Annotated in this window: 15 protein-coding genes; 6 read left to right on the top strand and 9 right to left on the bottom strand. The window is 64.0% G+C overall.

Going from position 1 to position 12,950, the window contains the following annotated elements; all coding sequences use genetic code 11:
* Nucleotides 1–158 precede the first annotated feature (158 nt).
* Nucleotides 159–1,232 (bottom strand): fatty acid desaturase, encoded by a 1,074-nt coding sequence (locus BLV47_RS24415; protein WP_092318499.1) that lies wholly within the window; start codon nt 1,230–1,232, stop codon nt 159–161.
* A 99-nt stretch (nt 1,233–1,331) separates the two neighbouring features.
* Here BLV47_RS24415 and BLV47_RS24410 point away from each other — a divergent pair, with 99 nt between their 5' ends.
* From BLV47_RS24410 to BLV47_RS24400, 3 genes are all read left to right on the top strand, one after another.
* A complete protein-coding gene (locus BLV47_RS24410; RefSeq protein WP_092318497.1) occupies nt 1,332–2,336 on the top strand; it encodes an AraC family transcriptional regulator in 1,005 nt (334 codons plus the stop codon).
* 168 nt (nt 2,337–2,504) lie between these two features.
* Nucleotides 2,505–2,753, top strand: coding sequence for a helix-turn-helix domain-containing protein (locus BLV47_RS24405; RefSeq protein ID WP_092318493.1), 249 nt, complete (start codon nt 2,505–2,507; stop codon nt 2,751–2,753).
* Nucleotides 2,746–3,966: a type II toxin-antitoxin system HipA family toxin gene (locus BLV47_RS24400; protein ID WP_092318491.1), complete on the top strand. Its 1,221-nt coding sequence runs from the start codon at nt 2,746–2,748 to the stop codon at nt 3,964–3,966. Before BLV47_RS24405 ends, BLV47_RS24400 begins: the two co-directional genes overlap by 8 nt.
* Nucleotides 3,967–3,977: 11 nt before the next feature.
* Here the strand turns inward: BLV47_RS24400 and BLV47_RS24395 are convergent, their stop codons facing one another.
* Nucleotides 3,978–5,366, bottom strand: coding sequence for a heavy metal sensor histidine kinase (locus BLV47_RS24395; protein ID WP_092318489.1), 1,389 nt, complete (start codon nt 5,364–5,366; stop codon nt 3,978–3,980).
* The gene (locus tag BLV47_RS24390; protein ID WP_092318487.1) at nt 5,353–6,033 is read right to left on the bottom strand and encodes a heavy metal response regulator transcription factor; all 681 of its coding nucleotides are present in this window, start codon (nt 6,031–6,033) and stop codon (nt 5,353–5,355) included. Before BLV47_RS24390 ends, BLV47_RS24395 begins: the two co-directional genes overlap by 14 nt.
* A 135-nt stretch (nt 6,034–6,168) precedes the next feature.
* Here BLV47_RS24390 and BLV47_RS24385 point away from each other — a divergent pair, with 135 nt between their 5' ends.
* Nucleotides 6,169–6,648: a GlcG/HbpS family heme-binding protein gene (locus tag BLV47_RS24385; protein ID WP_092318485.1), complete on the top strand. Its 480-nt coding sequence runs from the start codon at nt 6,169–6,171 to the stop codon at nt 6,646–6,648.
* A gap of 47 nt (nt 6,649–6,695) precedes the next feature.
* Nucleotides 6,696–7,106: a hydroxyisourate hydrolase gene (uraH, locus tag BLV47_RS24380; RefSeq protein WP_092318483.1), complete on the top strand. Its 411-nt coding sequence runs from the start codon at nt 6,696–6,698 to the stop codon at nt 7,104–7,106.
* 55 nt (nt 7,107–7,161) lie between these two features.
* On the opposite strand, the gene BLV47_RS24375 is transcribed toward uraH, so the two are convergent.
* Nucleotides 7,162–7,848, bottom strand: a complete 687-nt coding sequence (locus tag BLV47_RS24375) for a Crp/Fnr family transcriptional regulator (RefSeq protein ID WP_092318481.1) — start codon at nt 7,846–7,848, stop codon at nt 7,162–7,164.
* A gap of 102 nt (nt 7,849–7,950) precedes the next feature.
* Here BLV47_RS24375 and BLV47_RS24370 point away from each other — a divergent pair, with 102 nt between their 5' ends.
* The gene (locus BLV47_RS24370) at nt 7,951–8,475 is read left to right on the top strand and encodes an Mpo1 family 2-hydroxy fatty acid dioxygenase (RefSeq protein ID WP_092318479.1); all 525 of its coding nucleotides are present in this window, start codon (nt 7,951–7,953) and stop codon (nt 8,473–8,475) included.
* Between the two features lie 142 nt (nt 8,476–8,617).
* Here the strand turns inward: BLV47_RS24370 and BLV47_RS24365 are convergent, their stop codons facing one another.
* The 5 genes from BLV47_RS24365 to oscA all read right to left on the bottom strand — a co-directional run bounded on the left by BLV47_RS24365 (nt 8,618) and on the right by oscA (nt 12,832).
* Nucleotides 8,618–9,607, bottom strand: a complete 990-nt coding sequence (locus BLV47_RS24365; RefSeq protein WP_092318477.1) for a sulfate/molybdate ABC transporter ATP-binding protein — start codon at nt 9,605–9,607, stop codon at nt 8,618–8,620.
* 3 nt (nt 9,608–9,610) lie between these two features.
* The gene (gene cysW, locus BLV47_RS24360) at nt 9,611–10,483 is read right to left on the bottom strand and encodes a sulfate ABC transporter permease subunit CysW (RefSeq protein ID WP_092318475.1); all 873 of its coding nucleotides are present in this window, start codon (nt 10,481–10,483) and stop codon (nt 9,611–9,613) included.
* A 12-nt stretch (nt 10,484–10,495) separates the two neighbouring features.
* Nucleotides 10,496–11,314 (bottom strand): sulfate ABC transporter permease subunit CysT, encoded by an 819-nt coding sequence (gene cysT, locus BLV47_RS24355; RefSeq protein WP_016968483.1) that lies wholly within the window; start codon nt 11,312–11,314, stop codon nt 10,496–10,498.
* Nucleotides 11,315–11,467: 153 nt separating this feature from the next.
* The gene (locus BLV47_RS24350) at nt 11,468–12,478 is read right to left on the bottom strand and encodes a sulfate ABC transporter substrate-binding protein (protein WP_092318473.1); all 1,011 of its coding nucleotides are present in this window, start codon (nt 12,476–12,478) and stop codon (nt 11,468–11,470) included.
* A 171-nt stretch (nt 12,479–12,649) separates the two neighbouring features.
* Entirely contained in the window at nt 12,650–12,832 is a 183-nt protein-coding gene (oscA, locus tag BLV47_RS24345; protein ID WP_016965985.1) for a sulfur starvation response protein OscA, read from the bottom strand.
* Nucleotides 12,833–12,950 lie beyond the last annotated feature (118 nt).

Here is a 12,950-nt window from a genome sequence, read left to right as displayed (position 1 = left end):
TTGTAGGAGCTGGCTTGTCTATGAACCGGCCCCTGGAGGAGCCTGCTTGTGTAGGAGCTGGCTTGCCAGCGAAAGCGTCCTCCAGAGCAACACCAGTCTCCAGGGCCCTTTCGCCGGCAAGCCGGCTCCTACGGAGTGCGTTTGGTTGACGACAGGCCCTACGCCCGCACCTCACGCGTCGCATCCTCCTGCACCTGCTCCCGGGGATGAAAGCGGTTGGCCCGGGCAAAGGTGCCGAAATCATTGAAGCGCACGCCCATCTCGGCCATCACTTTATGCGCCACCGGCGCCGTCATCTGGCGGATGTAGAACGGCTCCTTGACCACGAAATGATGGATGCCGTGGGTGCTGCCGAAGTTGCAGCAGAAGGCCTGCAGCGGCCACATCCACCAGGGGTTGAGCACCTGGGTCTGCTGGATCACGTTACCCGGCTCGATGTCACCGTAGTAATGCATGTTGGAGCTGACGAAATGCAGGCAGAAGGTGCGCAGCACGTTGGGGCCGATGAGCACCACCACGGCGATATCGATGCCGTGCATCAGCGCCAGGGTGTCTTGTGACCACTGGATCGGGCTGCCGAGCAAGGCAGCGACGGCGTTGGCTCCATGAAAACCGAGGAACAGGTACCAGGCGCCCCAGTGCAGCAGCGCCAGCGGCGCGTACACCGCCAGGGTGCGGATGAGAATGCCCAGCTTGCGCTTGGCCCCCGGCGCCCGCAGTAGGCGGATGAAGGCCGCCATCATGTTGTCCCCCACCATCAGCAGGCGGGCGATGCCCCAGGGTTCGCCATTGGTGATGGCGCGCTCCTCGATATCGCTTTCGCTGCCGGAAACCTTGTGGTGATTCAGGTGCAGATGACGCCGCACCCAGGGGTTGATGGTGCTCGGCCGCGCCAGCCAGACCAGCGCCAGCATCAGGTTGTGGGGCAAGCGCTGCTTGCGAAAATACATGCTGTGGATCAGGTCGTGTTCCAGCTCGTGGGTCAGGGAAGCGAAGAACGCGTTGAGCAGCAGGCACGCCCACCAGGCCAGGTAGCCGCCGATATAGAGCGCCGCTGACCCCAGCATCCCGGACAAGGCCACGAACAGGATCCCAGCGCCCAGGGCGTCCTGATGTCGCAGCACGGGGAAACGCCGGCGCAGCTCATCGCCCCGGGCCAGGACCACCTGGCGAATATGTGCCGCCCGCTGCTGTGCGTTCATCCGTTCGGGGCTTGCAGAAGTACCCTGCATGATTCCATCCTCTGGTCAGTGATGTGTGCATCCTGCCCCGAGCCCCGGCTCCGGGCGCTAGCCGTAAACGCCAACCTGTTGACCGGACGCGCCAATCGCATGACCGAAGCCACTTCCCTTGCCAGCTGGACCCGCGCCTTGCGCAAGCAACTGGACGCCCTCGACCTCGATAGCGGCGCGCTGTGCCGCGAGGCCGGGCTCGACCCGCAATTGATGGACGACCCCAACGCCCGCTACCCGTTGTCGGCCACCACCCGCCTGTGGCATCTGGCCGTGCAGGCCAGCGGCGACCCGGCGATTGGCCTGCGCGTCTCGCGCTTTGTCAGCCCCACCACCTTTCATGCCCTGGGCTACGCCCTGGTGGCCAGCGGCAGCCTGCGGGAAGTGTTCGAGCGCATCGTGCGTTATCACCAGGTGGTCAGCGACGCCCTGGAGCTGGCCCTGACCCGGGAGCCGGACCGCTACCGGTTCTTCCTCAAGGTGCCCGAAGGCGCGCCGCAGCCGGCCTTTGAAGCCATCGACGCGTTTGCCGCGATCTACGTGCGCACCTGCCGCAATCGCCTGGGCCGCGACTACGCGCCGCTGGCCGTGCATTTGCGGCGCCCGGCACCGGCGGACCCGAGCCAGTGGCACAAGGTGTTCCGCTGTCCGGTGCACTTTGCCGCTAGCGATGATTGCCTGGAATTCGGCCTGCACGATTTCGACAGCCACTTGGACGACGCCAACCCGGAACTGGCCGAGCACAACGAAGCGGTGCTCAAGCGCACCCTGTTGCAGCTGCGGCCCCTGACCTGGGAGCGCAAGGTGCGCGGGGTGATCGAAGCCCAATTGCCCGAAGGCGAACCCTCCGCCGAACGGGTGGCCGAGGCCCTGCACCTGAGCCTGCGCAGCCTGCAACGGCACCTGGCGGATGAAGGCACGCGCTTCGACACCCTGCTCAACGAATGCCGGGAAAACCTCGCCCTGCTGCACCTGCGGGACCTGGAATGTTCCCTGAGCGAGATCAGCTACCTCCTGGGTTTCGCCGACGCCAGCAGCTTCAGCCGGGCCTTCAAGCGCTGGACCGGGATGACCCCGGGGCAGTTTCGCGACGGTTTGCGCTGAGCCCCCTGCGCCGGCTTGCCGGCGCCCGCAGGCGAAGCGGCCGATGAAAACGTCCCCCATGAAAATCGCCGCGAGACATCCACCTGGCCTACACTGAAAATGCATCAAATACGATGCATTAAATAATTTTCGATAAAAATGCATCGCATATGATGCGGAATGAAGCTAATGGAAAGCCTTGGACAACTGATCCGAACCTTGCGCAAAGAGCGAAAACTCTCGCAGCAAGCATTGGCGGAGCAATACGGCATGAGCCGCGCCACCATCTCGGGGATTGAGAACAACACCATTACGGAAATAGGCCTGCGCAAGGTCGAAGCCATTCTCAATGGTTTTGGCTACGAGCTCAGCGCCGTGCCCCGGCCTCGGCAACGTCCGACCCTGGAGAGCCTGAAGCAGGCGCATTTCCATGACTGAAGAACAGCGGCTGCACATCCGCGTGGCCAACACGGCGGTGGGCACCCTCGGCCGTGGTCAGACACGGACGGATTCGGTGTTCACCTACAGCGAAAGCACCTCGCCCCGCGACGCGATCTCCCTGACCATGCCGCCACGCCTGGCGAGCTATGACTGGGACCAGGGCCTTCCACCGGTGTTCGATATGCACCTGCCGGAAGGTTCGCTGCGTGATGAACTGCTGCGCCGTTTCAGCAAGGCGGTGCGGGGTTTCGACGACTTCGCCCTGCTCTCGATCGTGGGGCCGCACCAACTGGGCCGGGTGGCCATCAGCACAGCACAAGCCCTCCAGGCACCCCTGCCGGAAACCAGCCTGGAGGACCTGTTGGTGCATGACGGAGCCGAGGGCCTGTTCGAGGATCTATTGGCGACCTATGGCCGGTATTCAGGCGTTTCCGGGGTGCAGCCCAAAGTCCTGATCCGCGACAGCGCCAGCAGCGTCGAACGCCTGACCCATCGCGGCGCCACGCATTTGGTAAAGGCTTTCCGCGCCGATCAATACCCGCACCTGGCCACCAACGAATTCTTCTGCATGCGTGCGGCGCTGCATGCCGGCCTGCAAGTACCGGAGATCGAGCTCAGCCAGAATGGCCAGTTCCTGGTGGTCAAACGTTTCGACCTGAGCGCCCAGGGCTACCTGGGTTTCGAGGATTTCTGCGTGCTCAACGCCTGGCCGGCAAAAGCCAAGTACGACGGCTCCTACGAAGGCGCGGCGAAACAGATCAAGGCCTTTGTCTCACCCCCTCTGCTGAACCAGGCCCTGGAGTCGTTCTTCAAGATCGTGGCGTTATCGGCCGGGCTGAGAAACGGCGATGCTCATCTGAAGAACTTCGGCGTGCTGTACCCCGACACGGATGTGGATGCCCCCGTCAGCCTGGCCCCGGCCTTTGATCTGGTCACCACCTCGGTCTACATCAAGGCAGACAGCCTGGCGCTATTGCTGGGAGGCTCCAAGGCCTGGCCCAAACGCAAGGCGCTGCTGCGCTTCGCCCGCACGGCCTGCAACCTCAGCGAAGGTCGCAGCCATGAACTGTTGCAACAGGTCGAGCACGGCATGGCACAGGCGATGAGCGAAATGCGGATTTATACCGCTGCCCATCCCGCCTTCAAGGGCATGGCCGAAGCCATGAGCGAAGCCTGGAAAACCGGTGTGGCGCGCAGCCTGACGAGCTGATCCAGTGACCGTCAAAGCACGGCAAAACCCAACTCGAACACCGTGGCCTGTCCCTCGCTAGCTACCCGCACCTGACCGCCATGCAGCAGCATGATCGAGCGCACGATGGCCAGCCCCAGGCCGCCGGAATCTCCCGGTTCGGCACGGGAGGGGTCGACCCGGTAGAAGCGATCGAACAACCGCGGCAGGTGTTCGGGGGCAATCGCCGGGCCCTGGTTGTGCACCTGCAGCCAGCACCAGCCCGCTTCGTCGCGGCGCCGCAGGCTGATCGGCGAACCCGGGTCGGCGTGGCGCACGGCGTTGGCCAAGAGGTTGCCCAGGGCCCGTTGCAGCAGTTGCTGGTCGGCCCACAGCTCACCGTAAAAACCGTTCTCCAGGCGAATCTGCCGGTCATCGGCCAGGGCTTCGAAGTAGTCGCACAATTGCGCGCCGACAGCCGAGAGTGACAGCAGCTGGCGGTCCAGGACCGCATCGGCCTGCTCGGCCCGAGCCAGGAACAGCAGGTTCTCGGCCATGCGTCCCAGGCGCTCGAATTCCTCCATGTTGGAGGCCAGCACTTCCTGGTACTCCGCGGCGCTGCGGGGCTGGTTCAGGGCCAGGCCGTTGCTGCCCAACAGGTTGTGCAACGGCGTGCGTATTTCATGGGCCAGGTCGGCGGAAAACTGCGACAGGCGCTGGAAGCTCTCCTCCAGGCGCGCCAGCATGGCGTTCAGGGCTTGCACCGGCTCGTGGAATTCGGCCGGGATGCCGGTGCTGTGCAGGCGTCGGTCCAGGCTGCGCAAATCGATCTCGCGCACCGCCTCGCTGAGCTGGCGCAGCGGCTGCAGGCCCCGGCGCAACAGCAGCAGGCCCAAGGCAAAGGCCAGCAAGGCCCCCAGGCCTACCGCCAGGTACAGGCGCAGGCGGTAGCTGGCGAGCATCTGCTCGCGCTCGCTGAGGATCTTCCCGGCGATCACCGTCAGGACCTCGCCCTCTGGGCCGCTGGCCTGCCCCGCCAGCAACGCCACCGGGACCTGGTCGCTGCCCGGCCAGAGGAGAATGTCCCGGCGTTGTGGACGCAGTTCCTGGGCGATCGGCTGCAACTCGGGCAAGCGCTGCTGCCGGGGGTTGATGCCGATCACCGTCGAGCCATCGGCCCGCCGCACCAGCAGCAGGCTTTCCTGGTTGCCCAGCATGTTCTGGTACAGCCGTGGCCGGGCTTGCAGAGCGTCCAGGCTGTCGCTGTCCTGCAGCAGGGCCCGCACCTGTTCCAGTCGGCCCATCAGGGCAAGGTCGTCGCGGTAGGCGATCTCCCCGGCCAGGGAGCGGTAGAGAAACACCCCGATCATGCTGAGCACCAGGGCGCAGACCGCGGCAAAGGCCAGGGCCAGCCGCCAGGCAATGGAACTAGAGCGCTGCATCCGGGGCTTCCAGCTGGTAGCCGACGCCACGCACGGTGTGGATCAGCTTGGGCATGTAGGGATCGTCGACCTTGGCCCGCAGCCGGCGCACCGCCACTTCCACCATGTTGGTGTCGCTGTCGAAATTCAGGTTCCACACCTGGGAAGCGATCAGGGTCCGCGACAGCACTTCGCCCTGGCGGCTGGCCAACAGGTGCAGCAGGGCGAATTCCTTGTTGGTCAGGGCGATGCGCTGGCCGCCGCGGCTGACGCGGCGGCGCAGCACGTCGATCTCCAGGTCAGCGATGCTGAAGGACTCGGCCTCGCGCAGCGGCCCACGACGCAACAGGGTACGCACCCGGGCCAGCAGTTCGGCGAAGGCGAAGGGCTTGAGCAGGTAGTCGTCGGCGCCCAGCTCCAGGCCGCGAACCCGGTCTTCGATGGCGTCCTTGGCGGTGAGGAACAGCACCGGGGTGGCGCCGCGCTGGCGGATCAGTTGCAGCAACTGCCAGCCGTTGAGGCCGGGGAGCATCACGTCGAGGATGATCAGGTCGTATGCCTGCTGCTCGATGAAATAGCGCCCGTCCAGGCCGTTCAGGGCCACGTCCACGGCGAATCCGGACTCTCCCAGGCCCTTGGCAAGGAAATTCGCGGTCTTGGCTTCGTCTTCAACTACCAGCAAACGCATGGCGCACCTCGGAAATGATCGGCACAGGCTAGGCGCCCGGCGCGCGCTTGCCCATTACAAACTTGTAATCCAACTGACGAGGTTCTGACGAGGACCGCTGGCTAAGGTGGCGACCTGTCTTTCAGGAGCCTTCCCATGATCTTCAAACCCCTGGTTCTAAGCATTGGTCTGGGCCTTGCCGGCAGCGCCCTGGCGGCCCCGGAACTGCCTCGCCACGCCGAGCTAGACCTGGCCACCGCCCGTCAGCTGGCGGACGCCAGCCTGGCCCAGTGCACGGCCGTGGTGTCGGTGCTGGACCGTGGCGGCAACCTCTTGGTGACCCTGCGCGCCGATGGCGTCGGCCCGCACAACACCGTCGCCAGCCAGCGCAAGGCGTATACCGCGCTGTCCAGCAAGACCCCGAGCCGGCTGTTCGCCGAACGGGCGCGCAACAACCCCGAGGCGGCCAATCTCAATACCTTGCCCGAGCTGTTGCTGCTGGGGGGCGGGATTCCGCTGTTCGCCGGAAGCGAGCTGGTGGGCGCCATGGGCATTGCCGGTGCCGGTGGCGCCGCGCAGGACGAAGAATGTGCGCTCAAAGCAGCGCAGAACATCGGTTTGCGGGCCGTGTTGTAACGCGGCCGGCGTGTGTGTTGTTTGATCAGTGTAATGAGGAGTCTTGCATGAACTTTTTGCGTAATAGCCTGGCCGCTGTCGGCCTCTGCGGCCTGTCGAGCCTGGCCCTGGCGGCGGGCAATCCGTTGAGCGTGCATGTGCTGAACCTGGAGAACGGCCTGCCCTCGCCGGGGGTCAAGGTGACCCTGGAGCAGCATGTGGGCCAGGACTGGAAAGCCTTGTCCGAAGGCGTGACCAACGAGCAAGGGCGGATCAGCGAACTGTTTCCCACGGGCCAGGCGCTGACCGCCGGCGAATATCGAGTGGTATTCAAGACCGGCGAATATTTCAAGCAGGCCAAGCGCGACACCTTCTTCCCGGAGATTCCGGTGATCTTCGAGGTCAAGCAGACCGAGCAGCACTACCACATTCCGTTGTTGCTCAGCCCTTATGGCTTCTCGACCTATCGCGGTTCGTAGGAGCGGACTGCTGGCGAAGGCGGTCTTGAGGGCCTCTTCGCTGGCAAGCCAGCTCCTACAGGCCGGCCAGGGCGCGCAAGCGCTCGGTGTCGAGGATTTCGATCTCGCCGTAGCTCAGGCGCAGGATGCCCTGGTGCTGCAGGTCCTTGAGGATCTGGTTGGTGGTCTGGCGCGACAGCGAAAGCATCAGCGCCAACTGCTCCTGGGGCAATTGCAGCAGGCTGCGGCACTGGCTGACTTCGCCGTAGCCGGTGGCCATCGCCAGCAGGCGGCTGGCCACCCGCGCCGGGGCCGGCATCAGGCTCAACTGCTCCAGATTGATAAAGGCCAGGCGCAGTTTGTGGCTCATCAGCAGGGCGAACTGGCGCCAGTACTGCGGCTGTTGCTCCAGCAGTTGCAGCAGGTTCGCCTGCGGCACCTGGAGCAAGGTACAGGCGCCCTCGGCGTAGGCATCGTGGGTGCGTGGCTGGCCATCGAACAGGCTGATCTCGCCGAACCAGTGAGGCGCCTGCATCAAGCTGAGCAACGCCTCCTTGCCCTGTTCGCTGACCGCGCCCACCCGTACCGTGCCCTCGACTACCGCGTACAACCCGCAGGGCGGATCGCCGCGCAGGAACAGGCACTGCCCCGCCGCCAGCCGGCGCAGGCGGGCGTTGTCGAGCAAACTATTCTGTAAGGAAACCGGCAAGTGGCTGAACCACTGGCCGTTCATCAGGCATTCACGCCACGGGTGCAGGTCCATGAACAGGTCTTTCCCTCAGGGCATCGCAATGATTGTCGCCTAGCTGACAGAACCGCAAACCAGCGCCGGGCATGATCGGGCCACCCTAACGGAGGAACAACAATGAAAAGCCTCGTTGATCATCTCAGTCAATACGCCGCCTACCACCGCGACCCGCGCAATATCGCCAGCCACTTTATCGGCATTCCGCTGATTGTGGTGGCGGTGGCCGTGCTCTTGTCCCGTCCCGCCTGGCCACTGGCGGGGATCCTGGTGTCGCCGGCCGTGCTGCTGGCCCTGGCCTCGTGCGTGTTCTACCTGCGCCTGGAGTTGCGCCTGGGCGTGTTGATGAGTGTGCTGATGGGGCTGTCGGTCTGGGCCGGGCAGGCGCTGGCAGCGCAGAGCACCGGGCTGTGGTTGAGCTGCGGCCTGGGGCTGTTCGTGGTCGGCTGGGTGATCCAGTTCATCGGCCATTACTACGAAGGCCGCAAGCCGGCCTTTGTCGATGATCTGTCGGGCCTGATCGTCGGCCCGCTGTTCGTGGTGGCCGAGCTGGCGTTCCTGCTGGGGCTGCGCCATGACTTGAAACAGGCCATCGAGCAGCGCTCGGGCCCGGTGGCCCTGCGCCACAAGAAAGCCATGATCTGAAGCCCTGGCACGCTTCGGGAGGATTGAGCCGGACCGCTGTAGGAGCCGGCTTGCCGGCGAAGGAGCCTTCGAGCCAGGTGCAAGCCTGAAGGACCCTTTCGCTGGCAAGCCAGCTCCTACAGCGGGCGTGATGTCGGCGGGGTCAGAGGCTGGTGTGCTTCTGCCAGACCTTGGGCTTGAAGAACAGCGTCTCGCCACGGGCCAGGCCGATCAGGCTGTCGTGGTCCTTCACCACTTCGGCTTCGATCAGCTCGCTCTGCCCTTCCACCTTGAGGGTGACCCGGGTGGTAGCGCCCAGCGGACGGATGTCGCGCACTTCGGCGGCGTGGTGGTCTTCGAGTTCCGAACGCGATAGCGACACTTCGTGAGGACGGAACAGCACGTGGTGGTCCTCCCCCAGGTGCAAGCGGTTGGAGTCACCGAGGAAGTGGTAGACGAAGTCGCTGGCCGGGTTCTCGTAGACATCGCCTGGGGAGCCGATCTGCTCGATCACGCCCTTGTTCATCACCACGATGCGATCGGCCACTTCCATGGCTTCTTCCTGGTCGTGGGTGACGAACACCGACGTCAGGTTGATGTCTTCGTGCAGCCGCGCCAGCCAGCGCCGTAGCTCCTTGCGCACCTTGGCGTCGAGAGCGCCGAAAGGTTCGTCCAGCAGCAGTACCTTGGGCTCCACCGCCAGGGCGCGGGCCAGGGCGATGCGCTGGCGCTGGCCACCGGAAAGTTGCTCCGGGTAGCGGTCGGAGAGCCAGTCCAGCTGCACCATGTTCAACAGCTCGTGGACCTTCTCGGCGATCTTGCTCTCGCTGGGGCGCTGGTGCTTGGGCTTCATGCGCAGGCCGAAGGCGACGTTGTCGAACACGCTCATGTGGCGAAACAGCGCGTAGTGCTGGAACACGAAACCGACGTTGCGATCACGCACGTCGTGGCCAGACACGTCCTCGCCGTGGAACACGATGCTGCCGTCGTCCGGGGTTTCCAGGCCGGCGATGATCCGCAGCAGGGTGGTCTTGCCGCAGCCGGACGGCCCCAGCAGCGCCACCAGCTCGCCGCTGTGGATATCCAGGTTGATGCTGTTCAGGGCCTTGAAGGCGTTGAAGTTCTTGCTGACGTTACGGACTTCGATCGACATGAGTTATTCCTCCGCGGCGCTGGCGCGCAGGCGGTTGATTCGGGATTCGCTCCACTGCTTGAGCAGCAGGATGAACAGCGCAAGGATCAGCAACAGGCTGGCGACGGCAAACGCGGCCACGTGGTTGTACTCGTTGTAGAGGATTTCCACGTGCAGCGGCAGGGTGTTGGTGACCCCGCGAATATGCCCGGAGACCACCGACACCGCGCCGAATTCGCCCATGGCCCGGGCGGTACACAGCACCACGCCGTAGATCAGGCCCCATTTGATGTTGGGCACCGTGACGTGCCAGAACATCTGCCAGCCGTTGGCCCCCAGCAACCTGGCGGCCTCCTCTTCCTGGGTGCCCTGCTCCTGCATCAGCGGGATCAGCTCCCGGGCGACGAAGGGCACGGTGACGAAGATGGTGGCCAGGACGATGCCCGGCAAGGCGAAGACAATCTGGATGTCGTGATCCGAAAGCCACGGGCCGAACAGGCCCTGGGCGCCGAACATCAGCACGTAGACCAGGCCGGCGATCACCGGCGACACCGAGAACGGCAGGTCGATCAGGGTTACCAGGATGCTCTTGCCGCGGAACGAGTACTTGCTCACGCACCAGGCGGCGCTGACCCCGAACACCAGGTTCAGGGGCACCGAAACCAGCACGGCAATCACCGTGAGCTTCAGCGCCGACAGGGCGTCGGGCTCGAAGATCGCCTCGAAGAAGGCGCCGATGCCCAGCTTCAGGCCCTGGGACACCACGATGAACAGCGGCAGCAGCAGGAACAGGGCGAAGATCAGCCAGCCCAGGCCGATCAGCAGCCGCCGCGAGGTGGCACTGCCACGGCGGGCGGCGTTGGCGGAGGCGGCGACGGAAATAGACGATTGGGACATGTTCGCGCCTCCTTATGGACGTTCGATGCGCCGCTGCAGCAGGTTGATCAGCAGCAACAGGACAAAGGAAACCACCAGCATCAGCACGCCGATGGAAGTGGCGCCGGTGTAATCGTACTGGTCGAGCTTGACCATGATCAGCAGCGGCAGGATCTCGGTCTTCATCGGCATGTTGCCAGCGATGAAGATCACCGAACCGTACTCGCCTACGCCCCGGGCGAAGGCCAGGGCAAAACCGGTGAGCCAGGCCGGCAGCAAGGCCGGCACCAGGATATGGCGGAACACCTGCCAGGGCTTGGCGCCGAGGCAGGCGGCGGCCTCTTCCACTTCACGGGGAATGTCCGCCAGCACCGGCTGCACCGTACGTACCACGAACGGCAGGGTGACGAAGGTCAGCGCCAGGGTGATGCCCAGGGGCGTATAGGCGATCTTGAAGCCCAGGTCGGTGGCGAACTGCCCCACCAGGCCGGTGGGTGCGTAGAGCGCGGTCAGGGCAATGCCCGCCACGGCGGTGGGCAGGGCAAAGGGCAGGTCGATCATGGCATCGATGATCTTGCGCCCGGGGAAGCTGTAGCGCACCAGGACCCAGGCCAGCAGAGTACCGATGACGCCGTTGATGATGGCCGCGTACAACGCGGTACCGAAACTCAGCTGGAGTGCGGCGAGCACCCGTGGCGCCGAAATGATTGCCCAGAACTGTTCCCAGGTGAGTTGTGCGGCATGCACGAACATCGCCGCCAGGGGAATGAGCACAATCAGACTGAGGTACACCAAGGTGTAGCCCAGCGTCAGCCCGAAGCCGGGTATGACGGGGGAGATACGACGCGACATAAAAGTCCTTGGTTAACGGAACGGATACGCAAAGCCCGCAACTGAATGCGGGCTCTGCCTCGCAGGAGCCGGCTTGCGGCGAAAGGCCTGCAAGTCGTGCGTTGCCCTTCGGGGCGCCTTCGCTGGCAAGCCAGCTCCTACGGAGGGTCGGGTTTATTGGGCCGTGTAGATCTGGTCGAACACGCCACCGTCATTGAAGAATTTCGGTTGGGCAGTTTTCCAGCCGCCGAAGTCCTTGTCGATAGTCACCAGCTCCAGTTTGGGGAACTGCTGGGCGTATTTGGCGGCGACGTTCTTGTCCCGCGGACGGTAGAAGTTCTTCGCGGCGATTTCCTGGCCGGCCGGGCTGTACAGGTGCTTGAGGTAGGCCTCGGCGATTTCGCTGTTGCCTTTCTTCTCGGCGTTCTTGTCCACCACCGCCACCGGTGGCTCGGCGAGGATCGACAGCGAAGGCACGACGATGTCGAACTTGTCGGCGCCGCCGTCTTCCTTGAGGGCCAGGAAGGCTTCGTTTTCCCAGGCCAGCAGCACGTCGCCCTGGCCGTTGTTGACGAAGGTGATGGTCGAGCCGCGAGCACCGGTGTCCAGTACCGGTACGTGCTTGTACAGCTCCTTCACGTACTCCTGGGCACGGGCTTCACTGCCACCGGCCTTCAGACCATAGGCCCAGGCGGCGAGGAAGTTCCAGCGGGCGCCGCCGGAGGTTTTCGGGTTCGGGGTGATCACCGAGACGTCTTTCTTGATCAGGTCGCCCCAGTCCTTGATGCCTTTGGGATTGCCCTTGCGCACCAGGAACACGATGGTCGAGGTGTAGGGAGTGCTGGCATCGGGCAGGCGCTTCTGCCAGTCCACCGGCAGGCTCTTGCCGAGCTTGGCGATTTCGTCGATGTCACCGGCCAGGGCCAGGGTCACCACGTCGGCACGCAGGCCGTCGATCACCGCCCGCCCCTGTTTGCCGGAACCACCGTGGGATTGCTGGATCTTCACGTTGTCGCCGGGATGCGACTGCTTCCAGAAGCTTGTGAACTCGGCGTTGTAGTCCTGATACAGCTCGCGGGTCGGGTCGTAGGACACGTTGAGCAGCTCGTAATCCTTGGCAACGGCGGAACCGGCAAAAATGGCGCTGGCGAGGGCGGCCAGGGCATAACGGCGAATCGACGACATGATGGAGCTCCCGAATTTTTTTAAAGTGCTGGCATTTTTCTTATGGCGAATCAGGCCCGCATTCGTGGGTGAACGCTGGGAATCAGACTGGGGGTCATGGATGACGCCCTCCGGTTGTCCAGTCGGGCCTCTCGATGGCGAGAGGGTGATGCGGTATTGCGCGGGGCGGCATTAGCCGGGCTTGTGGCCGGGCTGCTGCAGACGGAATTTTTCCTTGCGTTCGATCTGCACGACCTGGGCGTTGTGCACGGTGATTTCCACCGCGCCAAAACGCAGGTCGCGCAGAGCGCTTTGAATTTCACGCAAGATGGTTGCTTCGTCCTGGCCGTCAACGCTACGTAGAGATGCGCTCATGGTGCTGCTCCTGAGTGAGATGTGCCTGGCAGTGGCGGCACTGCTTGCGGCGTGGGAGCAATAGTAGATAGGCACGGATATTCTTAAAAATACTATTTAAGAATTTTTATATAACCAG

Origin of the sequence: Pseudomonas saponiphila, from assembly GCF_900105185.1 — a bacterium.
In the GTDB taxonomy this organism is placed as follows: domain Bacteria; phylum Pseudomonadota; class Gammaproteobacteria; order Pseudomonadales; family Pseudomonadaceae; genus Aquipseudomonas; species Aquipseudomonas saponiphila.
Note: the sequence above shows the minus strand (reverse complement) of the source record. Positions and strands in the feature narration are given on the sequence as shown.